A 25,700-nucleotide genomic window follows, 5' to 3' on the forward strand; every position below is an offset into this window, starting at 1 on the left:
ATGAAGGTAAAAATATTGCTGGTGATTCCTGTATTGATATTGGGGGCTGTTGGTTATGCGGTAATCAGACCGGGTGGTTATGGTATGATTAAACCTGCTACATATGCAGAAAGCAAACCTGTTGCTTCTGATCAGACAGGTGTTTTGCAGGAGCTGAGTACTGTATTACATAAAATGGACACATTGACCGTGCTCACGATAGAGGGAACTATTACGGCGAGGGATCTGGCAGACAGTACGCGGAATATGGAGACGACTTTTTGTTATACCAGAAATGGGCAGGAAGCATATTACCGGGTTGGCCGGCAGGAGATGATCTCATTGCAGAACGCCTATATCGTAGTGGCACATGATATACATAAGGTATTCCTTTCACCACCGAGGGAGGTAGTGAACCCGATGAAATTATCAGTGGGGAAGGAAGCTACCTTACTGGCGGAGGAGGGGTATGCAATCACGCGTAGTGTGAATGAAGCGGGCGTACATATTTCCTTATTAAACCACAGGCATCCTACCTGCCGTGCTTATGATATCACATTTGACAGTACAGGGTGGATAAAGCAGACTTATATGAGAGTGACGGATGAAGCTCATCCTATCGATACCACCAGAGATAAATTTATCGGTATCCGCATCAGTAGTTGTAAACCGGGTGTAGTGCGCAAGGAGTTGCTGAACAGCAACCGTTATATTAAAATCAGCAATGGCCTGGCTGTGGCGCTTTCCGGGTATGAATTAATTAAAGATCGTTAATCTTTTTATATGGGTTCCGCTTTTAAGAAGATCATGTTACTGGCAGTCATGTTATGCACTTTGCACACAGCAAAGGCTTTTACTGCGATTGAATCTTATCAGAACCAGCTGCAGGGAGGTTTAAAGCAGGGAGATGTACTGGAAATAAAAGATGAGAAGTTTTTGAATAGTAATGTTGACTGGACAAAGATACATAACCGTACAGTCACCAATATCATCACCTTTGGATTGTATAGAGAGGGAGGAACTATGCCTGTTTCAGCCTTCAAATGTGAGATAGATCTGAAGGTGGAATATTGGTCGCAGCCCAGTCAGGTGGATCCAATTACGAATGACCATGTGAAATTGCAGGTTACATATACGCCGACGGAGGGAGTTGCTTACAGGGCGACAGATACGTATAAATTCCTGAACGGGTATAAGGTAAGACTTACGGTCAACAGCATCACCAGTGCGGAGTTAGGGACGACATTGCCAACCATATTCCGGTTGATGGGGCAGGTAGTGGTGGAGCGCTCTTACGATTGGGATCTCACCAAAACAATTGTGCCGGTTGCTACAGTAGATACTGCTGCCGTGATGCTTACCTGGGAGAAATATACAGGAGCGGAGGAGTATGACCTGGAATGGACTTTTATCGATGAGTTATCAGATAATGGCAGGTTGCTGGCGCAGCAGGGAAGTAATGTGACTGCTGCTACACTGGCTGGTTTGTTCCGCAATAATGCCACGCGGGTAACGATTCCGCGGGAGTATTTTGAGATTTCACTTATCCATATATCCCAGTATTTACCAGTGAGGATAAGGCCTGTTCAGTATACTGATGACGGATTCAGGCAGGAAGGAGACTGGTTTTACCAGTTGAAACAAGGTGGGGTTGCAGGACCGTCGGTAATATTACTGGATTCTGCCAGGCACCGGTCTGATTTGAACTGGCAGTATAGTGCTGTGTATGCAGAGGGCGGAATGAAGAAGGAGGTGGTCAGTTATTTTGATGGTACGCTTCGTACCCGGCAGACAGTAACGGTCAATAATTCCGATCAGCGGGCAATGATCCAGGAGACCCTGTATGATGAATTTGGGCGTCCGCTGGTGAATATATTGCCGGCACCAATTACACAGAGCAGGTTGAATTATTACCCGGGCATGCATCATGCATTAGGGGGTGGAAACTATACTTATGCAAATGTGTATGGAAATACGACAGACTGTATTCCTGTTCCGGGCAAGATGAGTAATGATTCGGGTGCGGCACGTTATTATTCTCCTTTGAATCCGTTTTTAAGTGACAGTACAAATAAATTTATTCCGGATGCGAATGGGTATCCATTTGCTGTAAATCTTTATACGCCTGATAATACAGGAAGGATGAGTGTGCAGGGGGGAGTAGGAGAGTTGTTTCAGCCGGGCAATAAAGCTACGAAATTATATTATGGGAAACCTGCACAATGGGAATTAGACAGGATGTTTGGCAATGATGTAGGTTATGCATCTCATTACCTGAAAAACATGGTAATGGATGGAAATGGACAGGTAAGTGTCAGTTACCTGAACGCAGCGGGTAAGACGATAGCGACGGCACTGGCGGGTGGGGCGCCTGCTAATTTGGATGGATTACCTTCGAAGCCTGATTCTACCGAAGAGACATTTTCATTAATAGAATCCAGTCAGTATACATTTGATCCTGCAAAGCTGAAGCTGAGTGCAACCACGACCTATTCATCGGCAGTACCTGGTCCTGCTACGCTCAGGTATAATATAGACAAGCTGATAAAAACCTATAGTGAGAGTGGCGTTACAATATGTAGTAACTGTTATTATGACTTAAAGATCCGGGTTACGGACAACTGTAACAGGATCTTGTATGATAGTGCAGGGGCAAGGCCTGTTGGAAGTCTGGTCAGTAATTGTAATGATGTGAATGCTTTGACAGGGGTAATCAATTTGAATTTTGACCAGATCGGCGAGTATTACGTGTCTTTTGAATTAGGGCTGAATGATTCAGCTATCGCTAATTATACGGCTGATTTTATAAAGAGGAATACCAATCTGAAGACGCAGTGGCAGTTTGTACAGCAGGCCTTGCAAAGTCAGGACTTTTCAGGATGTTTTAGCGATTGCAGTACCTGCCTGACATCATTGGGTGCAAAGACAGATTTTACGGCTGCTGTGGTGTCCAGATTAGCACAGAATGGGGTGACGGGTACTGCGATTAATACCTGGTCCAATACATTGTATGATTCGTTGTTGGCACAATGTCAGCGTTTGCAGGTTTCTTGTCAATCATCGCCGTGTGAAGATCTGGAAAATACGTTAAAACTGGATGTAAGTCCGGGAGGGCAGTATGCATTATTTGATGGAGATTCTGCATTGGAAAGAACCATAAATGTATTGTATAATCACTGGCGGGATGAGTTCCCTATAAAGAGTGCGACCAGTAGTGAATATATTGAAGAGCAGTTTGAGATGGAGGATGGTTCGGTGATGTCTCCCTATGATGCGCATTTTACGCTGACGATGTTATTGCGGTATTGGAAGACGGAATGGGCGGCACGGTTTATTAAATATCATCCGGAGTATTGTGCGTTGCGGTTTTGTTATGATAACAGTACGGCGTATCAGTGGGATGATAAGATAAAGCAGGTGCAGACGGTAGCAGGTATTACGGGTGTATTGCCAGCTGCTGTTTATAATAAGAGTAATATCAGTTGGCTGGTAGCGCAGGATACCGCATTTAGTGGTGTGTTAAGTAGTTATAAGACCAGTTTTATAGCAGATCTTACCAATTATAGTAAAAATGTGGTTGGTTTTAATGCCTCGGGATATGCTGTTAAAAATTTACCTGATTATGTAGATTACCTGTTGTATTGTGCGGATAATACAGGGAGTACGAACACAAATAATAACCCGTTACCGAATGCAAATAACTGGTCTTCCTGTTCTCCTGTAACCAGTTGCCGGATAGCAGACCTGGAGTGGCGGATGTATCGTGATAAGTATCTTGAGTTGAAGGAAAGATATTACGCAACAGCGCGGAGCACTTCGGCTTATTGTGGAGGAGTATGTGTGGTAGGCGATACATTGAGTTATGCCATAACCACCTGTCCGGAGTTGTCTGCTTTTAATGTAGAGGCAGGAACTGCTACCTGTGGCACTGATTTACAATCCCTGAAAATTACATACAGTGGTGCGGGGTTGACGAGTGCAGTTACCTTGTCTTTGTATTATCCTGACGAATATGCTGGATTGACACAGGTCGATTCGGTGGCATTTGCAGCTGGTCAGACGGAAGCAGCTATCTGTATTTCGAGTGCCATCAACACGGGTTCCGTTCAGGTGAAGGGAATTTCCTGTCGTCCTGATGACAGTGGAAGTACATTTGATTGTGATGTGGCGAAGAGTTTGTCAAACTTCACGCTGAGCATTCAACGGGATAATACTACCTATGATCCGGCCACAGGTATTGCCAACTGGAATTGTATCATGCATTATTCCGGGCCTGATATTCCGACGGGGGCGAGTGTAACAGCGGGCGTGGAGTTTTCATTTCATGAGAATCCGGGTGCGAAGATTTACAGTTATGTCTTTACAGGTAGTACAAAATCGCTGACGTATGTATTGCAGAGTGTAAGTGATGCGGGAGGAACGATAGAAGGTTCGGGCTGTAGTAATCCTAACCCTGCTACACCTGTCACAAACGATTGTGCGGCTGCCTTAAAAAATAAAGTTTCCCGTATCAACAGTGTTTCTTACAGTACAGCAGGAGTATCAACAGATACGACCGCATTAGCGGCGCAGGTATCAGCAGCGGTTACGCAGTCTGTGAGTGAAAATTGTGAAGCACAGGCGGATTACTGGATGCAACAGTTGGCGGGTTGTTTAAACAACAATGCAGCTTATGCTGTAAAGGCGGATTTGCTGCGTACAAAATTATTGCAGGTATGTAAGGCGGGTGGTGATGTGGATCATCCGAATGGAGCGAGTACAGTACCTGGTGCAGCGCCTTCCGGAGGTTATGTATCCTTTAAAGAGGCGATCAAAGGGGTATTGGGTATTACTTCGCTGGATATGCTTTGTAACCCGTGGTTACTGGATGCACCTTATCCATACAATGTAAAGTTACAGGCGACGAATGTCTCTGTTCAAAAGACAGATAGTAGTATCTGTGCAAGGCTGGCAGCACTGACGCAGGAATATAATAACGCAGCGGGCGGATTTTATCAGTTCCTTGTAAATAAGTTTGGTGCTGCGATGACGCTGACAGAGGCAGAACTTACGAGTTTGCAGAATAGCTGTAACAATTGTCGTTACTTACTGGCGGATGAGATACAGTTGCCCGTGTTTATGGACCCTGGAGCACAGGGTTATGTTAGCGGCTTTGGTTACCAGCAGGGAGTAGCGGCCATGCAATCTGAGATGTCCCTTGATACGACCAGTGCTAATTATGAAAGCATTTATGCCACTTACCTGAATCACCGTTGGGGCTTCACTTTGTCTTATTCAGATTATAAGGATTTTGAGGCAAAGCTGCTGGTGAATTCATCGGCTGTATTAACGAATCAGCCTGTATTTTCTACCGTGAGTCAGGATCCATATAGCTGTATGAAGCAGCTGATCAATCATGCGGCATTAAGTGGGATTGTACTTTATAAAGAATATATAGCAGAAGAAGAGCGGCAGTTCAGGAAAGGGTACATCGCTTATTGCAGCAGTGTGAAGCCCAGGTTGGAACTGACGGCTTTACAGCAATTGTACCATTTTACATTATACTATTATGATCAGGCAGGTAACCTTGTGCGCACGATACCACCGGAGGGAGTACACCTGCTGGATGCGTCTTATCAGCAACAGGTATGGGATGCACGGGATAATGTAGCATCTGCCTGTACGTATAGTGGTCCTGTAGTAGCGGCCAATAAGGATACGATTTTAAACAGGTTAAGTACGGTATTGCAGGCGGGTACCAATTCGGCAATGGAGTGGTGGTTGTATAATCCTGCTATGGACAATAACCAGGTACTGGCAACGACGGGGGGTAATAAATACCTGTTTAATACCTGTATCAGTGGTCGTTATTTGTATATGTCCATTTATACGATGGCACCGGCGGTGGATGGTGCGACTATAGATTTTGCTATATCAAAGCATCTGGTAGCAGATCTGCAGGCGATATTACCGTTACGGCAGTGGACCCATGTGGTATTGCAGGGTCAGGGGTTGAACAGTGGAGACCTGGCGGTGTATGTGAATGGGGTATTGTGTCCATTGAGTGCAGGGCCCCCTGCAGGTGGTTGTGGGTGGACGTTGACGAATACGGGGTCAGGGTTTATCTATCCTGAGAATTTGAGTACGCTGAAGCATTTTCGGTTATACAACAGGTTATTGTCGGGGGCAGAGATAGCGGCGAATGCGGCGGTACCTTGTCTGGGGTTAAGTCCGGCGTATGATACGGTGCTTACAAAGTCGTTAAGTTATTGGGGTCGTTATAATCTGCCTGCTGTTGGAGCAGGGGGCAGTACGGTAGAGATGCAGTTTTCGGCGGTGTATCCGGGGCATACGCTGGCGACGTCTTATGGTTACCAGTCGTTGAATGGTATCACGCAACAGCGTACGCCGGATGCGGGAGTGAGTAGTTACTGGTATGATAGGTTAGGTAGGTTGGTGACGTCGCAGAATGCGGAGCAGGTGGTGGCTGTGAATGGTGGGGCTACAGGGAGGTATAGTTATACAAAGTATGATGCACAGGGGAGAGTGATAGAGGTAGGAGAGAAGAGTGGAGCTAGCCTTACAGGATCAGAGATATTTATGTCTTCTCCGGAGGTATTTTTGGGTGCGGGAAGTGATGCACAGATAACGAGAACATTTTATGATGAGGCGTATGCAGCAGCGGGGTTGAACCAGGAGAACCTGCGTAAGCGTGTGGCGGCCACTACTTACCAGGATGCGGGAAGTACGCCATTGCAGGCGAGCTATTATAGTTACGACCAGATAGGGAATGTAAAGACGTTGTGGCAGCAGGTGCAGGATCTGGGGGTGAAACGGGTAGATTATCAATATGACCTTGTAAGTGGCAAGGTGAATAAGGTTCGTTATCAGCGTGGTGGGGCAGATCGGTTTTATTATAATTATCAGTATGATGCGGAGAACCGGTTGACGAAGGCGGGTAGTGGAATAGATAGTGTATCGGCAGATGGCTGGGAGATTATGAATCCGAAGACAGATGCGGGGTATCGTTATTATCTGCATGGGCCATTGGCAAGGATGGAATTAGGGGATATGGAGCTGGTGCAGGGGGTAGATTATGCGTATACCTTGCAGGGGTGGTTAAAGGGTGTGAATGGGAACTATCTGACAGCAGGTACTGATATGGGTCGTGATGGGGTGATAGGGGGCATAAGAGGGGCAATAGCGCGGGATGCGTATGCATATAGCCTGGATTATTATGCGGGGGATTATAAGGCGATTGTTGATACGAATTCATTAGGTTTGAAATGGGTTGGACAGACGGGGGATGTGATGGGGCGTAATTTGTATAATGGGAATATCAGCAGGAGTACATTAGCACTTTCAAAAATCAATTCCGGGAATCCTGTTGGGTATTCTTACCGGTATGATCAGTTGAACCGTTTGACGGCGATGCGTCAGCATTCGCTGGTTAATGGAGCTGCCAGCTGGAATGTTTTATCTGTTGGTAATGCTTATAAGGAGGATATCAGTTATGACGGGAATGGGAATATATTGCGGTATACGCGGTATGGGAGTGGAGCTGGCGGCAAGCAGTTGCAGATGGATAGTTTGAAGTATGTGTATGCGCGGGATGGTCAGGGGTATTTGAGTAGTAACAGATTAACGCAGGTGTTGGATAGTATTGCGGGTGATCCATATACGGAGGATGTTTCAAGTCAGGGGGTAAATAATTATATTTATGATAATGTTGGTAACCTGATTGCTAATGTTAGGGATAGTGTAGTTACTATAAAGTGGACGGTGTATGGGAAGATAAGTGGGATTACGAAGGGGGATGGGAGTTCTTTGGAATATAGGTATGATGCGGGCGGGAATAGGGTGTATAAGGGTTATACGCATGGCGGAGTGACGGATAAGACATGGTATGTGCGTGATGCGGCGGGGAATGTGCTGGCAGTGTATGGGAATGTTGGAGGAGGGAGTGATCAGTACTGGAAGGAGCAGCATTTGTATGGGAGTAGTAGATTGGGATTGTGGGAGCCGGGATTGGTAGTAGGTGGAGAGGTGGATTCGACATGGAATAAGGTGGGGGTGAGGAGGTATGAGTTGGTGAATCATTTGGGGAATGTGTTGGTGACGGTGAGTGATAAGGGTCTTCCGGAAGGGGATCATTATGTTGCGGAGGTGATGAGTGCGGGGGATTATTATCCTTTTGGAATGGGGATGGGGGATAGGAAGTGGAGTTTAGGAGGGTATAGGTATGGGTTTAATGGGAAGGAGAATGATAATGAGGTGAAGGGGGAAGGGAATCAGATCGATTTTGGTGCGAGAATTTATGATCCTAGGATTGGTAAGTTTTCCTCGTTAGATCCTTACATGAACAAATTTGCGTGGCTCAGTCCCTATTCATATGCGTCAAACAATCCTATTAGGTTCATAGATGAGAATGGCGCCTCTACAGGCACGCCTCCCGGTAGTAAGAAGTATATTTATAATAAGTTGAAGGTTGATCTGACAAAGATGCCAAAGGAGCATACATTAGCTAATGGTAAAATAAAGTATACGCAAACTAGGGCAAATGGTATACTTGATAATCCTTCCTGGTATTGGGATCAGGTTCGTAATAATGATCCATCAATCATCTGGAGTAATTCAAACAAATATGCTTTGGATAATGGTTTATCACCGGTTGCTGATAAAATATTTGTGGACCAGTTTACAGCGTTCAGAGATTTTAAGGGACAAATACTACATATGCACCACCTGAATCAGGAGAACAAGATAGGCATTGCGTTGCCGCAACAATTACATACTGGAAAAGGCTTTACATCTCTTTGGCATAAATTTGGGGCTGCAACCAGTATTTTAGGAATGATGTTAACCGTTTACCAGCAAACATATGGACAGGATCCTTTATTGGTAGGTGATTTAACTGATGCGAAATGGCAAGAAGATGAAATGATGATGGTTGAGGCAGGGCTTGGTCAGAAGGATTATCAACAGGTAGTTCGTTTTGCTCGTGGGAATAATTCCAGAACGGGATCAATGCGTCCAGGGACCGTTGGGATTTATTACGCATCAGAGAGTGAGATGGCCAATTTTCAGTTTTTCAACCTCTCAAAAGCTGATCCAGCAACATTTGTTGTAGGGGGATGGAATGCTTACTATCAGGATGCTTCACAGGCGTCCGCAAAACTTAATAAGACGGTGACACATGCAGTGATATTTTTCCAGCAAAATGGATCAAAAGGGTTTACTCCGGTAAACGTTATCGAAATGGTAAAACCGGAGGAAATGCCGACAAACAAAGTACACAACACATTTACAAATAAATTACAATAGATGGATGCTTTAGCTATAAAAGAGTTTATTTCTATTTATCAGTATGCAGTATTTTCCCAAGTAAGGGCAATATTTGATTCGCTTGAGCCGTCGGACAAGGACGATTTTCCTGAAACATTGATTCGGTATAAGAGGTCGCTTAAAGGAGAAAACAGGGAATGGGGAATGTTTGCCGAACTGGTAGAAAATAGCAACTTTGCAGATTTAATTCAGGTGTTAAGCCATTTTTACTTTATTAAGCCATTATATTTAGAAGACAGGTTTGTATTATTTGGACGTGATAATAATGGAGGGTTTTACATTGGTGCTGATTTATCAAACCGCAAGGTAATTTTAGCTGAAGATATTGATGGAGCATATACATACATTGCTGATAGTGAGAGCGGATTTCTTAATTATCTTCGGATTTATTTGGAATATAAGATTATTCCAAATGAAATAACAAATGATTTTAAGGTTAATAGTATGTTCCTAGGGAAAGTTATTGCCGCAGTTGGAGGAAATGAATATGCCGATTATTACAGATTCGTCTTTCCTACTCAGCGTGAGCCAGAAAGTACTCTTATAAAGCTCCCATTTAAGTTGTGAGGTTTATTAAATTAGATGAATAGATTTGGGATATAATAAATCTACCTTGCCAAAGCCTTATGGGGGGGAGAGTTAGGTTACCGGTGGAAGATGCCCGGTGTTACTATTGCTGTTGCTGATACAGAGACTTTAGACGGGAAGCACTTTAGATTAATTGGTATTAATTCTAGTGTCAAGTCAATATAAAATTGTCGGATAAAGTTTCTTTAGTTTAATACGGGCTTCTTTTGTCGTAAACTGCCAGTTAATGACTGCCTTTTTGCCGTTTCTATATAATTGCCAGGCTTGCACTTCCTCTTTAATTGTTTCTATGTTATCAATTCTCCTGTTTAGACATTGTTTAGTTAAAATATTCAACTCAATTTCAGCCATATTCAGCCAACTGCCATGTTTATGTGTATATATAAATTCGAAACGATCCCATATTCGCTTGGCTTCTGCAGGAGAAAAGGTTTCGTACAAGGCTCCTGGTGAATGCGTAGCCAGGTTATCCATAACTAAAGTTATTTTGGCTGCCTTGGGGTACCACTCGTCGGCTATCTCCTTTATTAATTCAGCCCAATCCTGCTTGGTTTTTCTATCCGTTATCTTTACATATCGTTTGCCTACCAGAGGTTCATTAACCATAAAAATATTGCATACTCCACACCGCTCATATTCATAATCATGTCGTGGAGCCTGGCCTGTTCGCATTTTGACTGGTGTCCTTGTTTCACGAATAAGCTGCTTGGGTGACTCGTCCATACAAACAACGGGATACTTTTCCTATAAGGACGGGTGTATACATCAAGTACTTGTTCCATAGCTGCCACAAACTGACCATTAGCAGTGGGTGGTATTACCCATCCCTTTACTTTCCATGGTTTTAATTCGTTTTTTTTAGCACTTTACGTACTATTTCATAAGATATACTATCCACATACTCCAATTCGACTAACTTATCACCTAATAATCTGAGAGTCCATTTTGCATGGCCCTTCGGTGGTTTGCTGCAACTTAATGCATTTTATCTACTTTGCAACGGGAGATAGGATGTGCTGGCAGTGGAGCAGTCACCTTTTTAGCATATAATCCATCTTCAGAAGGAATGATATAAACAGGTCGCCTGGTTACTTTGATATACCACCGCAAAGGAGAGCAGGCCAGTTGTCGCTGCTCATCTATCCTTACTAATCTGGCGCCTGCAGGTAAAGGATTTACATCCAGCGTGATAATTTCTTCTTCTAACCCTTTAGGCAGATCGTTGCGACCACCTCTTGTTTTAGGGCTAATGACAACAGTATTTCTGATATGTTCGGCAATTACTTTACGGGAACTGATTTGACATACACCATATTCATCTGCATCTAAAATCAGCGTGCCCTGTACAACTTCACCCGGTGTTTCAGTGCTTGTTAGTAGTGGTCTCTTTTCACTTCTTATACCATGGACCCATTTTTTAAGGGCTTTCAGCTCATGTCGACTTCTCTGTAAACTATTTATCAGCTTATGTTGGTTTGTAACATCCTGTTCTAAAGAAACTATTTTCTGCTCCTGGTTTTTAATCAGGTGATCATATTGAGCTAGTTGTTCTCCCTGTTGAAAGATAGTCTGTTCGCCAGCTTCCAGTTGCTCATCTTTCTGTTTCAGTAATTGATGCTGATGACAGATTAGCTGATTCTGTTCAAAAAGGATGGCATCTTTCGTTTCACGATCCTGTTGTAAAAGCAGTAATTGTTCCTGCTGAAAAAGTATCTGCTCCTGTTGCATTGATATCGTATCCTGTAACCCTGCCTGCTGTCTCAGGCAGGCAGTATACAAGGCTTTATATGAAGTGGCAGATTTTTTCATCGCAATATTTACTATAACGAAAAAAGCAGATCATTGTTTTGATCTGCTTCGTGTAATTTCGAAAATAATTCTGTCTATTCTGCAGGAGGGTTTTTATTACCATTATGTCGGTAAAATGTGAGTCCCTTTATCAACGCTATTACTTCTGCTGCACTTAATTTCAGCGGTCCGGAAATAATACCTGGATCAGGAACTTTAAAGCGTCCTTTATCAAGTCTTCGACATAATAAGGTAAATCCGGCTGATTCATGCAACAACAACTTCAGATGCGTAAAATCACGATTCAAAAATACAAACACGTCATTATCTGATATCGGAAGTTGCATAATGTTATTTACAATTCCACAAAGTCCCGCAAATGATTTTCGCATATCTGCAGGCTGGGTATATAAAAAATAACGATGTCGATCTGTCAAAACAATAATAGCACTCATGATATCAACGCTTTTAAATAAGCCGCGCTTACCGGTTGATAAATACGGATACCCCTGAATTCGGCAAATAAACAACCTGTACTTTGCGGAACCTCAACATCCGGAGCAGAAGGGATGAGTTCTATAAAACTACTATTATTTACTCTCCTGTTTAAATATCGCTTGCGCCAATTAAAAAATGTAGCCTGACTGATGCCTTTATCAGCACAAAATGTCTTCATACTAACATTATTCCGATCAAATTGCTCCAACAAAATGATGATCTCCTCAGATGAGTATCTGGAATGGGAAGTCTTTTTCGTTTTACTGTTCATCTTTTTTAGGGCCAAGGTATATCAGTATCGAATCATGGCAGCGACTCCCCTCGTTAGAGGTTTACGATTTTGCTATATCAAAGCATTTGGTGGCAGATCTGCAGGCGATATTACCGTTACGGCAGTGGACCCATGTGGTATTGCAGGGTCAGGGTTTGAACAGTGGAGACCTGGCGGTGTATGTGAATGGGGTATTGTGTCCATTGAGTGCAGGGGCCCCGGCAGGTGGTTGTGGGTGGACGTTGACGAATACGGGGTCAGGGTTTATCTATCCTGAGAATTTGAGTACGCTGAAGCATTTTCGGTTATACAACAGGTTGTTGTCGGGGGCGGAGATAGCGGCGAATGCGGCAGTACCTTGTCTGGGGTTAAGTCCGGCGTATGATACGGTGCTTACAAAGTCGTTAAGTTATTGGGGGCGTTATAATCTGCCTGCTGTTACGGGGGATGGCAGTACGGTAGAGATGCAGTTTTCGGCGGTGTATCCGGGGCATACGTTGGCGACGTCTTATGGTTACCAGTCGTTGAATGGAATAACGCAACAGCGTACGCCGGATGCGGGAGTGAGTAGTTACTGGTATGATAGGTTAGGTAGGTTGGTGACGTCGCAGAATGCGGAGCAGGTGGTGCCTGTGAATGGTGGGGCTACAGGAAGGTATAGTTATACAAAGTATGATGCACAGGGGAGAGTGATAGAGGTAGGAGAGAAGAGTGGAGCTAGCCTTACAGGATCAGAGATATTTATGTCTTCTCCGGAGGTATTTTTGGGTGCGGGAAGTGATGCACAGATAACGAGAACATTTTATGATGAGGCGTATGCAGCAGCGGGGTTGAACCAGGAGAACCTGCGTAAGCGTGTGGCGGCCACTACTTACCAGGATGCGGGAAGTACGCCATTGCAGGCGAGCTATTATAGTTACGACCAGATAGGGAATGTAAAGACGTTGTGGCAGCAGGTGCAGGATCTGGGGGTGAAACGGGTGGATTATCAATATGACCTTGTAAGTGGCAAGGTGAATAAGGTTCGTTATCAGCGTGGTGGGGCAGATCGGTTTTATTATAATTATCAATATGATGCGGAGAACCGGTTGACGAAGGCGGGTAGTGGAATAGATAGTGTATCGGCAGATGGCTGGGAGATTATGAATCCGAAGACAGATGCGGGGTATCGTTATTATCTGCATGGACCGTTGGCAAGGATGGAATTAGGGGATATGGAGCTGGTGCAGGGAGTAGATTATGCGTATACCTTGCAGGGGTGGTTAAAGGGTGTGAATGGGAACTATCTGACAGCAGGTACTGATATGGGTCGTGATGGGGTGATAGGGGGCATAAGAGGGGCAATAGCGCGGGATGCGTATGCATATAGCCTGGATTATTATGCGGGGGATTATAAGGCGATTGTTGATACGAATTCATTAGGTTTGAAATGGGTTGGACAGACGGGGGATGTGATGGGGCGGAATTTGTATAATGGGAATATCAGCAGGAGCACATTAGCGCTTTCAAAAATCAATTCCGGGAATCCTGTTGGGTATTCTTACCGGTATGATCAGTTGAACCGTTTGACGGCGATGCGTCAGCATTCGCTGGTTAATGGGGCTGCCAGCTGGAATGTTTTATCGGTTGGTAATGCTTATAAGGAGGATATCAGTTATGATGGGAATGGGAATATATTGCGGTATACGCGGTATGGGAGTGGGGCGGATGGCAAGCAGTTGCAGATGGATAGTTTGAAGTATGTGTATGCGCGGGATGGTCAGGGGTATTTGAGTAGTAACAGGTTAACACAGGTGTTGGATAGTATTGCGGGTGATCCTTATACGGAGGATGTTTCAAGTCAGGGGGTAAATAATTATATTTATGATAATATTGGTAATTTGATTGCTAATGTTAGGGATAGTATAGTTAATATAAAGTGGACGGTGTATGGGAAGATAAGTGGGATTATGAAGGGGGATGGAAGTTCTTTGGAATATAGGTATGATGCGGGCGGGAATAGGGTGTATAAAGGTTATACGCATGGCGGAGTGACGGATAAGACGTGGTATGTACGTGATGCGGCGGGGAATGTGCTGGCGGTATATGGGAATGTTGGAGGCGGGAGTGATCAGTACTGGAAGGAGCAGCATTTGTATGGGAGTAGTAGATTGGGATTGTGGGAGCCTGGATTGGTAGTAGGTGGAGAAGTGGATTCGACATGGAATAAGGTGGGAGTGAGGAGGTATGAGTTGGTGAATCATTTGGGGAATGTGTTGGTGACGGTGAGTGATAAGGGTCTTCCGGAAGGTGATCATTATGTTGCGGAGGTGATGAGTGCTGGGGATTATTATCCTTTTGGGATGGGGATGGGGGATAGGAAGTGGAGTTTGGGAGGGTATAGGTATGGGTTTAATGGGAAGGAGAATGATAATGAGGTGAAGGGAGAGGGGAATGAGATTGCGTTTGAAGCTCGGGCATATGATTCTCGAGTAGGGAAATTTTTGTCTATTGACCCATTAACCAAGAACTATCCAAATAATTCTCCTTATATTTTTGGGGCTAATAACCCAGTTACTTTTATAGATGCGCTTGGAATGTGGCCTGATTGGCCTGGTTGGCTTAGTTTGCCAGATCATGCTCCTACGAATACGTGGGAATATATGCAAGCCGCATTTTGCGATGCATGCCAATTTGTACAGGAAGGTAGACTTACTGGTTGGACAGAGGCCGGAAGATATAGGCAAGGCGTGGCATATAATGCAACGATGTCCACATTAGCAGGTTCTATAAATGGAAATCTTAGCAATTATAGTTTTGGCCTTTTGAATAGATCAGCGGAGAGCATTGGAATAAATGATGATTACGCTGGTTATTACGATAATGCGACCCTAATAACAACATTATTACATGGTGTATCTGGTGGTACAGGTGCAGCACCCCGAGGAGCCTTTGCTAGTAGCGGAGAGGCTGTTGCTGTCAATGCGGTAAACCTTAAACTTAATTCTTCAACAATTGTATTAGCGGCAGCAATAAAAAATAAGGTGGATGGTACAGCAAGAGAAGAAGCTGAATTTGAGAGCCTGGTAGAACAAAATCCTGATGCACAAATTTGGAGGGAACGATATTTGCGTGATGCAAATGGAAAAATTGTTAAAGATCCTGTTACGGGAACAGGAAGGAGAATTGATTTTAGTGTTGTGATGAAAGATAAAGTGAGTAATTTAGTGGAAGTAACCAGTCTGACAGCTGACAAAACTCTTCAGACGCAAAAAGAAGGACGTATTAGAGCGGTAGGCGGTACATATATTAAAGCACCTGGTAAAAAAGGTATATTATATCCGGTTCAAGATATTGTAACACAATTTAGTAGACGTAAATAATGAAAGATTTTCCAATTGATAAAGCTAGTTGGCACACTCAGAAACCTAGAAATTATGAGTTTGATAGTACCATAATTTATAAGTATTTCCGAAGTATTATTGATTATATGTTTGCAAATGGATTGTTAAATAATCCAATTCTTGTAGCTGATCAGGAGGTTACTGATGATACCCAAATAATGGCGTCTGATTTGACGCCAGAAGGGTTTCAATTTGTAAAGGCAGTTTATGGAAAATGGACAGACAAGGTAGTTGATGGAAAAATTTCTCCGGATGATTATAAATTATTAGATAAGGCATTGAAGAAGATTAGGAAGCCAAAATAGCCGAAGGGTTGACCTGAAAGTTTACAAAACTATTAAACGGTCCCTTTTCCTTAAAATATAAAAAGGGACCGTTTAATAGTTTTGAGACCGTAAAAATTCCTGTGCTAACGGCCTATAATGGTGACTTATCATAATAGGACCCAAACCGGGAAGGCGCTGCTGCCGCACCATTCCCCATCCCGGCAGGGTTTCAAACAATGGGAAGGAGCTTACTAAAAAAAAATCACACTGCCGCTTATCTAAATCGCACCCGTAGTACAACATTAACAGCGTTTCAGCTGGATCCATTATTGTCTGCCTGTGATCCTGACAACGCAGCTTGTACCTATGTGACACCCGCGATCACTATCCCTGCGATCATTCAATGTAATACAAAGGCTGCATGTGCATCCTGTACAACTATCAATGATCTTTATACCAGTTTTAAATCAACCTATCCTTCACTAAAACCAACAAAAGAAGAAGGGGATAGCACCATGCAACAACAGGTGAATTCCCTATTCGCTGCTTACATGAATAACCATACCGGCTTCTCCAAACAGGCATGGGAGTACCTGACATTTATCGGGGATACCTGTACATTATATAGTTCCAAAGACAGCACAGTTTGTGTGAATAATGGCATGTTGCATACGTATGGCAACGATGATAAAGATATGATCCTCGATATGCAGCGGACCCAGGATGACGGGTACATCATGGCTGGTTATACCACTACCGGTAGCGATCAGGAATCTACTCAAAGCGGATTCTGTAGGTAATGTAGTGTGGGCGAAGACATATAAGGCCAATGGCAATGAGTACTTTAACAGGATGAAGCCCACCTTTGACGGTGGTTATATTGCTGTAGGTACGGTTACCAATACGGAAACTGCAGCAAGAGATATGTGGCTTGTGAAGACCAATGATACCGGAAAGGTGGTATGGAGTAAGCGTTTAGGATTTAACACAGCAAATGGAGAAGTAGGTCAGGATGTGATACAGCAAACGGATAGCTCTTATGCCTTTATCGGGAAAACTAATTTTTATGGTAGTTTTACTGATGGAATGATCGGTGTTGTTTCAGCTGAGGGTAGCACTCAATGGATAAAGCAGTTTGGTTATAACAATGGAGACGATGGCTATTCCCTTGTACAGAATGGAGATAAATTAGTAGCTTTTGGGTGTACTTGCTATTTGTCTTATTTCAACAGCGTCCACAAAACTCAACAAGAAGGTGACACATGCTGTAATCTTTTTCCAGCAAAATGGCTCAAAGGGATTTATGCTAGTAAATGTCATAGAAATGGTAAATCCAGAGGAAGTACCTGCTAACAAAGCACACAATACATTTACAAATAAATTACAATAGATGGAGACTTTAGCTAAAACAATAGTCCGGTAAGTTTTCCACAGCGATGCTGTGGAAAATAGATGTAGATAAATAAAAGAGCTTTCCAGCTGATACCAAAATAAAAAAAAGGCAATGAGGAAGTATGACTAGTACCAATCTCAAAGCCTTTGGCAAGGTGAAACACCTTGTTAGTGCAATTTTAAATGAATTGCCCCTAATAACCAAACCTCAATACAAATTTATGATTTCGCTATTTGAGGTCTGGCTATGTTTGCCTGTTCGATATACCATCTCCAATCTTAGCCGTTTTGGTACTTATTGTGAGAAAAGCATCCGATTGCAAATGGAAAAGGAATTTGATTTCGGAGGCTTTAATAGTTCTTTGATTAAGGATAACAGTGGTAAGCATCTCATTGCTGCTTATGACCCAACTTATTTGCCAAAGTCTGGAAAGCATACTCCTGGTCTGGGTAAATTTTGGAGTGGTAAAGATCAAAAAGCTGTTAAAGGTCTTGAGATAGGATGTCTGGCAATAATAGATGTCGATGCCAGAACTGCTTTCCCATTAAAGGTAGTTCAAACTCCTGATAAGACTACACTTGATGAGAAGGGAATGAGTAGGGTTGATCACTACGTGGATGTTATAAAATCAGAAGTGCTGACCTTAAAAAGTATGGTCGATTATTTAGCAGTCGATTCATATTTCATGAAACAAGAGTTTATTTTACCAATATTGAAGGAAGGATTGCATATTGTAACAAAGATGAGATCCGATGCCAATCTGATTTATGTATACAATGGGCCAAGGTCTACAGGACCTGGACGTCCCAGGATACATGGAGATAAAGTTAGTTGTGGCAGTATTGATAAGCGAAAAATCAGGGAATTTGCTGTAGATAATGACGCTGTTTATTATAGTGGTGTAGTTTGGTCTGCTATTCTTAAATGCAAGGTTAGAATTGTATACATAGAAGAAAAGGTCACGGGTAAATATGAAATACTTCTTTGTACGGATATCGAACTAAAACCAGAGTTGATACTCAACTATTATCAACTGCGCTTCCAGATTGAATTTCTTATCCGTGATGCAAAGCAACATGGGGGCTTGGAGGAATGCCAGGCAAGAAGTGAGAAAAAGTTACACTTCCATTTCAATATGGCATTTGCTACTGTGGGTCTGGCCAAAGTGTTATTTTGGATGAAACTACCAGATCAACATAGAGGTGCTTTTTCTATGAGAAATATTAAAATGGCATGGTACAACAGATTTTTAACTGACCGAATTTTCTCAAACTTGCCACTGGACTTGAATTGTAATAAAATAAAAAAGCTATATCAAAAGTGCCTGGATATAGGAAATTTGGCCGCTTAAAACTACCTAACTATTGATAGTAATGACCTGTTTAATTTATTTTCAAAGGAAAATGAGATTACAGGTATTAGAATTAAAGAAAAATTATGGGAACCGGGCGCTCCAGGAAATTGGTTGAATCTTTCAATTAATGCGGACCCTGACTCAATTCTGAATATAGGGTATGTTTGTTCTATAGAGTGGTGTAATAATAATATAAATTTTTTATTGAATAGTGAATTTTTGAATAAGATGAGATATGATGCTAGTCTGATATACTGTTTTTGTTATAATCCAGATGAAGTGAATTGGCTTTCCACAGATGGAACATCCGGAAAAGGTTCAGATGCTCGGAAAATTAGGGGGGTAACCTTTATGGCTGCGCCTAAAATGTGGTTTGGGGAGGGGTATAATCCAATTCTTGAATTAAAAACTATAATGGGCTTTAAGTACTCGAAACCTATTCAATATGATAAAAATGTTTATGTTGAGTTATTTGAATTATATGACTCTTCTTCATTAAAAGAAAATAGAAAAAAGCAAGATGAGTTTTGGAGATTTTTGACTGCCAATAGGGTGCTAAGTAGTTACGAAAAAAATAATTCATTTAATTTTCTAGAATGGGTAAGAAAAAAGAATAAATAAGTAGTATCCTAATGAAGAGACTGTAAAATTTCCTGTGTTAATGGCCTATGGTGGTGAATTATCTCAATAGGTCCCAAAACCGGGGAAGGCGCTGCTGCCGCGACATTCCCCCTTCCCCATCCCGGCAGGGTTTCAAACAATGGGGAAGGAGTTTACACAAAATATTTTACACTCCCCTAATGAACTATTGAATGTCTTTTCAATATCCGGGTTTCTTCAGGGTTGGTGATGAATTTCTCTTAATCAACCTTTAAAATTTAAGATATGAATATGTAACTCAGGAGCCGTGAACTTAGACTGTGTCACAATTGTGATCTCTGGCTTTATTACTACAGAGATGCTGATGTTTTTGTTATGTCCGTTATCTCAACTTTTACAGCACTCTGATCTCTCCCGTTGATGAATATTACACTATAGCAATAACTTTATAATTCTGTGTATTAAACCCACAGTCAAATCCATCCCATCTTTACCTTTTACTATCCCCGGTAGCTCAGGTACTTGATACTACAAGGGGAATAAGTACCTGTTTAATACTTGGATCAGTAGGCGGTATTTGTATATGTCTATTTATACGATGGCACCGGCGGAGGATGGGGCTAATAACTTGGTTACCAATGTCAGGGATAGTATAGTTAATATTAAGTGGACGGTGTATGGGAAGATCAACCGTTTTAACTGGCCCAATATCACCGTATTAGACACTGAATATTGAATATTCTTCACCTTCTATACTTTGGAATGCACAATGCCTTAAAAAGGCATATTGTACAGCATGAGAGAGATTCAAATAAAAATCCCTCGAATCCTTTTTCCGTACGGCAAATCATTAAATTTTTAATTAAATAGTTCGTTTTCTTTAAAATAACGTTCGTTGACGTGGGGCACAAATGCACCCTTTAGTTCTTTACTAGTAGGACAACATATACCCAACATCTTAAGATCAATACGTTTACCCGCTATGAAATCTTTAAGACCCAGACTCATGAGTTTTATATTAACCTAAATACTATTAATTATGAAGAAAAAGTACCTGGCATTTGCATTTGTTATGGCAACATTTGCAGCATGTAAAAAGGATGCCAGCAATCCTGCCCCACAAACCTTAAATTCGTCTACCATTGCCACTCTTGCTAAGAATTTCGACATTGCCGATCCAACAAGGGAAAGTTTGGTGAGTATTGTAAATTTCCTGGATACAGCCTCTGCTGAAGATAGAAAGATATTATATGATCAAATTTATCCAGCGACTGAAACAAATGAAAATAGTAAAATTGCCGATGAAACTGGACCAACTGCCTATGACATAGCAGGAAGCATGCAGCCTCTTGCTAATCCTAATGATGATCCGGATGCATTTTACACAACCGGCCCCGGCCCTTATGGATTTTCAATGCTTTATAACTGGACAGTATTGTCAAGTTCTATATCTACTTATATTATTATGGCAACAGAAAGATGTGAACTCAGTGATGGCGGGCCAACTGTGGACTTATCTATAAGATATGCATTTAATGCCCTGACGCATGCAGGGTCACATATCGTAGGAATTTCAGTCGGCACAAGTTGGACCGAAATTGCATGTGACCAATATAAAGGTAGTTATACAGCTTATTCGACTGTACAAGGAGTTCTCTCAGGCGCTATCTTTGACGTACAAGGTATAGGAACCAGAATTTTCAATGCTGGCGCTGTGATTGTGTCAAATGGTCGTAATTCAGTATTTTATTAATTTCTATGAATACTATTCAATTATTCTTATCCTTAATCTTGTTCTTTCCTTTGTTAGCCAAGGGACAACAGAAGGCCGATAATGGTGTATTTGTTTATACAGTATGGAACAAACACACTGTTACTGGTAAGATGAGTGTATTACTTAGAGATTCGATATTTGTTTATAACAGAATAGGTATTGAAAAGGTAATGAAAAGTGAAGATCTTATTGTCGACAATCGAGTGACAACTTCTTATAGCCTTGAAACATACTACCGAATCAATTTTGACAAACATCAATTTCAAGATATTGGAAAAGATTTAGTCTATAAAAAAGAAGCAGATCTTCCATTCACCGCCCCCAAAATGGGGCTTAATTTCAGACGTAAGCTTTACAATGGTGAAAAGTACACAGCAACTGATACAACTATTAACCACAAACCATGCAAAGTAATCAGGTATGTAGGCAATTCAAATAGTTCGTTGAAAGGTGCCCGTATAACCGTTGTTCTTTCCGATGTAAATAGTAAGGTCGTACACATAATCCCTAACCTTGAAGACACCTTCAATGGCAGACTTATAGGATTTGAAGCTACTGACGATAAGGATGGAAGAATTGTTATAGTTCTGGAACATATACCACAGTTAAGTAACTATTGGAAAAAAGTCATAAGCCAATAGAAAAGTTTTTCACGGGAAGAGTACTTATCGTCTTTGTCATCAAACAAGCTGCGAGATAAAGAAGAGGGGCTGACCAAAAAGGTCGGCCCTTCTCTTTGAAATACCTGTTTAATACCTGTATCAGTGGTCGTTATTTGTATATGTCCATTTATACGATGGCACCGGCGGTGGATGGTGCGACTATAGATTTTGCTATATCAAAGCATTTGGTGGCAGATCTGCAGGCGATATTACCGTTACGGCAGTGGACCCATGTGGTATTGCAGGGTCAGGGGTTGAACAGTGGAGACCTGGCGGTGTATGTGAATGGGGTATTGTGTCCATTGAGTGCAGGGGCCCCGGCAGGTGGTTGTGGGTGGACGTTGACGAATACAGTGTCGGGGGTTATCTATCCTGAGAATTTGAGTACGCTAAAACATTTTCGGTTATACAACAGGCTATTGTCGGGGGCGGAGATAGCGGCGAATGCGGCGGTACTTTGTCTGGGGTTAAGTCCGGCGTATGATTCAGTGTTGAATGGAGCATTGAGTTATTGGGGGCGGTATAATCTACCTACTGGTGGAGCAGCGGGGAGTACGGTGGAGATGCAGTTTACATCTGTGTATCCTTCCCATACGCTGGCGACGTCATATGGTTATCAGTCGTTGAATGGAATAACGCAACAGCGTACGCCGGATGCGGGGGTAAGTAGCTACTATGGTGGTCTAAGGGTATAGGGATTAAATCGACTAATTAAAAGAGAATGCTCCATGGTGCTGGGATCAGATACGTAATAATAACCCATCAATCACTTGGAGTAATTCAAACAAATATGCTATGGATAATGGTTTCTCACCTAAAGCTGATGCCGAATTTGTAAGGCAGTTTCCAGCATTCGAAGCTTTTAAGGGACAAACGTTGGACATACACCATCTAAATCAGGAAAACAAAGTAGGGCTTGCGTTACCACAACAATTACATTGAGGGAAAGGATTTACTTCTCTTTGGCATAAGTTTGGAGGAGCAGTAAGTATTTTAGGCATGATGCTAACAGTTTACCAGCAAACATACGGTCAAGATCCTTTATTGGTAGGTGATTTTACTGATGCTAAATGGCATGAAGATGAGTTGATGATGGTGGAGGTCGGACTTGGTCAGAAGGATTATCAACAAGTGGTTCGTTTCGCTCGTGGTAATAATTCCAGAACTGGATCTATGCGTCCAGGAACTGTCGGAATTTATTACGCATCGGAAAATGAGATGGCAAATTTTCAGTTTTTCAACCTCTCACAAGCTGGTCCAGGGACATTTGTGGTAGGAGGGTGGAATGCCTACTATCAGGATGCCGCGCAGGCGTCCGCAAGACTCAATAAGACAGTGACTCATGCAGTAATATTTTTTCAGCAAAATGGATCAAAAGGGTTTACTCCGGTAAACGTTATCGAAATGATAAAACCGGAGGAAATGCCGACAAACAAAGTACACAACACATTTACAAATAAATTACAATAGATGGATGCATTAGAATTAAAGGAGTTTATTAGTATTTATCAGTATGCAGTATTTTATCAGGTACGAGCAATATTTGATTCGCTTGTGCCTGATGAAAGCGATTTTGGTGAAATTTTAGTTAAGTATAAGATGGAGGGAATGGAAAGAAATGATACTAAAGGAATGTTTGTCCAACTGTTGGAAAATAGCAATTTAGTAGAGGTAATTCAGGTGTTACCACAATTTAGCTTTGAGCAACCATTTTATGTAGAGGACAGGTTTGTATTGTTTGGTCGCGATAGTAATTATAATTTGGATATTGGTTTTGATTTGGTTAGCCGAAAAGTAATTTTGTTCGATGATATGGACAAGTTGTATACCTACATTGCTGATAGTGAGAGCGGATTTCTTAGTTATCTTCGGATTTATCTGGAATATAGGATTATGCCAAATGAAATAAAAAATAAGTATGGAGTTGGCTTGATGTTTAGGGAGAGTGTGGTTACGGCAGTTGGAGGTAATGAATATGCTGATTATTACAGATTTGTATTTCAAAATGATGATCATCCTGAAACGAGTTCAATAAAGTTCCCTTTTAAATTGTAGCATTGCTTCGTTCCAAATTACCACAGTCTGTAAGGCGGGTGATGATATCAATCTTTCCATTGGAGTGAGCACTTGATGCAAAAGGCAAGTATGCTTTCTTGTTTGAAAAAGGTTGGGCACAAACGAAACTATTGGAGCAGGCAGAAAGACAAGTAGCTGCGGCAAAAGGGTTAAGAATTGAATGGCATTTCGCAGAGGAAGATTCAATAGAGATGAACCAATAATATTTAATGACCCTAACACACGAACTTTCATAGTTACAAATTATCATGAAACTGTCCATCGAAGCCATAAATATATAATGTTGGTATTGGAACTATTTTTACATTACTATCAAATTTTTGAAGCTTGGGCTATTGTTTTTTTAAATGAAAATTATAAGAAGATAATTAACCATCCTGAATTTTAATGGACAAGATGAATAACATCTTTATAGAGCTATGGATCTTTAAAATACATCTTGGTAATGTGAGAGACAGCCAACTCAATAAGTAACGGTTTTAGAAATCTATCTATTACAATAGGATTTTTCTTTAACAATAAAGATATATAGGATTCAGATTTAACAATCATGTTCCAGATTATTATTCAATGCCGTTTTTAGCTCCTTTTACCTGGGGTGAAGATATTTCTTTATAATTTTGTATTACGCCCCGTAGTAAGCCGTTTTTAACCTGGTGTATTAAGCCCGGCGTTTAGCATGGCTGTGGAATGAGACGCAAATATATCGGTGAGTTGGGGTTTGTCCCATCAACATCCCGCATGTGAGTATATATAGTCTTTAGCCATCCTGCCCAAAGGCGTATTTATATTATTGTCTCACTTTTAAACCACTATTATGAAAAAGGGTGGAAATCAAAGGAAACTTACCGATCAAAATGTTTTAATGCCTGTAATAGCCCAAGAAATTTGGCATGGATTGCTAATGGAAAGGCGCCAGAAGTTGACGATGTATGGATTGAACAAATCCCACCCATAAAGCATTTTATCAGGATGCTTCAACAGCGTCCGCAAAAATCAACAAGAAGGTGACACATGCTGTAATCTTTCTCCAGCAAAATGGCTCAAAGGGATTTATGCCAGTAAATGTCATAGAAATGGTGAAACCAGAGGAAGCACCTGCTAACAAAGCACACAACACATTTACAAATAAATTACAATAGATGGATGCTTTAGCTATAAAAGAGTTTATTTCTATTTATCAGTATGCAGTATTTTCCCAGGTAAGGGCAATATATGATTCGCTTGTGCCGGATGAAAGCGATTTTGGTGAAATTTTAGTTAAGTATAAGATGGAGGAAATGGAAAGAAATGATACTAAAGGAATATTTGTCGAACTATTGGGAAATAGCAACTTAGTGGATGTAATTCAGGTATTACCCCATTTTCGATTTATAATGCCATTGTATGTGGAGGAACGGTTTGTATTGTTTGGAAGTGATGATAGTTATAATTTTGATATTGGTGTTGATTTGGTTAACCGCAAAGTGATTTTGTTTGATGATATTGAGGGTGAGTATACCTATATAGCTGATAGTGAGATTGGATTCCTTAGTTATCTTAGGATTTACTTGGAATATACGATAATACCTAATGAAATAACAAATGATTTTGGGGTCAATAAGATGTTCAAGGAGAAAGTTATTGCAGCAGTTGGAGGAAATGAATATGCTGACTATTATAGATTCGTTTTTCCTACTCATCGTGAGCCAGAAAGTACTCATATAGAATTACCCTTTAAATTGTAGGCATCTTTAAGCCATAC

Annotated in this window: 18 protein-coding genes and 2 pseudogenes; 16 read left to right on the forward strand and 4 right to left on the reverse strand. The window is 41.7% G+C overall.

The features are described 5' to 3' along the window. Genes QQL36_RS20930 through QQL36_RS20940 form a run of 3 tightly spaced genes read left to right on the forward strand, consistent with a single transcriptional unit; the run spans nt 1 to nt 9,870 of the window. Nucleotides 1-753, forward strand: a complete 753-nt coding sequence (locus tag QQL36_RS20930; protein WP_083727805.1) for a hypothetical protein — start codon at nt 1-3, stop codon at nt 751-753. A gap of 9 nt (nt 754-762) precedes the next feature. Continuing rightward, nucleotides 763-9,282 carry an RHS repeat-associated core domain-containing protein gene (locus tag QQL36_RS20935; RefSeq protein WP_321566665.1) on the forward strand — a complete coding sequence of 2,840 codons (8,520 nt, stop codon included), beginning with the start codon at nt 763-765 and terminating at the stop codon, nt 9,280-9,282. Continuing rightward, the gene (locus tag QQL36_RS20940; RefSeq protein WP_321566666.1) at nt 9,283-9,870 is read left to right on the forward strand and encodes a hypothetical protein; all 588 of its coding nucleotides are present in this window, start codon (nt 9,283-9,285) and stop codon (nt 9,868-9,870) included. It begins immediately after the preceding gene. A gap of 177 nt (nt 9,871-10,047) precedes the next feature. Here the strand turns inward: QQL36_RS20940 and QQL36_RS20945 are convergent. From QQL36_RS20945 to tnpA, 4 genes and pseudogenes are all read right to left on the reverse strand, one after another. Then, a pseudogene (locus QQL36_RS20945) lies at nt 10,048-10,873 on the reverse strand (IS630 family transposase); the annotation flags it as partial. Further along, a complete protein-coding gene (locus QQL36_RS20950; protein ID WP_083727801.1) occupies nt 10,867-11,700 on the reverse strand; it encodes a hypothetical protein in 834 nt (277 codons plus the stop codon). The gene QQL36_RS20950 and the pseudogene QQL36_RS20945, both read right to left, overlap by 7 nt. Nucleotides 11,701-11,774: 74 nt before the next feature. Beyond that, complete coding sequence (gene tnpB / locus QQL36_RS20955) at nt 11,775-12,134, reverse strand: IS66 family insertion sequence element accessory protein TnpB (protein WP_083727799.1); 360 nt, start codon at nt 12,132-12,134, stop codon at nt 11,775-11,777. Beyond that, nucleotides 12,131-12,448, reverse strand: a complete 318-nt coding sequence (tnpA, locus tag QQL36_RS20960) for an IS66 family insertion sequence element accessory protein TnpA (protein WP_143709051.1) — start codon at nt 12,446-12,448, stop codon at nt 12,131-12,133. The genes tnpB and tnpA overlap by 4 nt, the downstream gene beginning before the upstream one ends. Between tnpA and QQL36_RS20965 the strand changes: the two genes are divergently transcribed. The 13 genes and pseudogenes from QQL36_RS20965 to QQL36_RS21020 all read left to right on the forward strand — a co-directional run bounded on the left by QQL36_RS20965 (nt 12,406) and on the right by QQL36_RS21020 (nt 25,683). Further along, entirely contained in the window at nt 12,406-15,810 is a 3,405-nt protein-coding gene (locus QQL36_RS20965) for an RHS repeat-associated core domain-containing protein (RefSeq protein WP_321566667.1), read from the forward strand. The genes tnpA and QQL36_RS20965 overlap by 43 nt on opposite strands. Next, on the forward strand, nt 15,810-16,136 hold the full coding sequence (locus QQL36_RS20970; RefSeq protein WP_083727793.1) for a hypothetical protein: 327 nt from the start codon (nt 15,810-15,812) through the stop codon (nt 16,134-16,136). Before QQL36_RS20965 ends, QQL36_RS20970 begins: the two co-directional genes overlap by 1 nt. 197 nt (nt 16,137-16,333) lie before the next feature. Next, entirely contained in the window at nt 16,334-16,897 is a 564-nt protein-coding gene (locus QQL36_RS20975) for a hypothetical protein (RefSeq protein WP_083727791.1), read from the forward strand. After that, nucleotides 16,821-17,450, forward strand: coding sequence for a hypothetical protein (locus QQL36_RS20980; RefSeq protein WP_179091280.1), 630 nt, complete (start codon nt 16,821-16,823; stop codon nt 17,448-17,450). The genes QQL36_RS20975 and QQL36_RS20980 overlap by 77 nt, the downstream gene beginning before the upstream one ends. Nucleotides 17,451-17,611: 161 nt before the next feature. Then, complete coding sequence (locus QQL36_RS20985; RefSeq protein ID WP_321566410.1) at nt 17,612-18,841, forward strand: transposase; 1,230 nt, start codon at nt 17,612-17,614, stop codon at nt 18,839-18,841. A gap of 231 nt (nt 18,842-19,072) precedes the next feature. Then, nucleotides 19,073-19,465, forward strand: coding sequence for a hypothetical protein (locus QQL36_RS20990; RefSeq protein ID WP_321566668.1), 393 nt, complete (start codon nt 19,073-19,075; stop codon nt 19,463-19,465). 1,018 nt (nt 19,466-20,483) lie between these two features. Continuing rightward, the gene (locus QQL36_RS20995) at nt 20,484-21,197 is read left to right on the forward strand and encodes a hypothetical protein (protein WP_321566669.1); all 714 of its coding nucleotides are present in this window, start codon (nt 20,484-20,486) and stop codon (nt 21,195-21,197) included. A gap of 5 nt (nt 21,198-21,202) precedes the next feature. Then, nucleotides 21,203-21,859 (forward strand): hypothetical protein, encoded by a 657-nt coding sequence (locus tag QQL36_RS21000; protein WP_083730284.1) that lies wholly within the window; start codon nt 21,203-21,205, stop codon nt 21,857-21,859. Between the two features lie 95 nt (nt 21,860-21,954). Next, nucleotides 21,955-22,575, forward strand: a complete 621-nt coding sequence (locus tag QQL36_RS21005; protein WP_143709172.1) for a LamG domain-containing protein — start codon at nt 21,955-21,957, stop codon at nt 22,573-22,575. 46 nt (nt 22,576-22,621) lie between these two features. Continuing rightward, nucleotides 22,622-22,822 (forward strand): annotated as a pseudogene (locus QQL36_RS35730) (hypothetical protein); the annotation flags it as partial. Nucleotides 22,823-22,879: 57 nt separating this feature from the next. Next, on the forward strand, nt 22,880-23,350 hold the full coding sequence (locus QQL36_RS21010; protein ID WP_083730286.1) for a hypothetical protein: 471 nt from the start codon (nt 22,880-22,882) through the stop codon (nt 23,348-23,350). Continuing rightward, complete coding sequence (locus QQL36_RS21015; RefSeq protein WP_083730287.1) at nt 23,351-23,935, forward strand: hypothetical protein; 585 nt, start codon at nt 23,351-23,353, stop codon at nt 23,933-23,935. A gap of 1,163 nt (nt 23,936-25,098) precedes the next feature. Further along, nucleotides 25,099-25,683 carry a hypothetical protein gene (locus QQL36_RS21020; protein ID WP_321566670.1) on the forward strand — a complete coding sequence of 195 codons (585 nt, stop codon included), beginning with the start codon at nt 25,099-25,101 and terminating at the stop codon, nt 25,681-25,683. The last annotated feature ends 17 nt before the right edge of the window (nt 25,684-25,700 follow it).

The organism is Chitinophaga sp. LS1 (assembly GCF_034274695.1).
In the GTDB taxonomy this organism is placed as follows: Bacteria; Bacteroidota; Bacteroidia; order Chitinophagales; family Chitinophagaceae; genus Chitinophaga.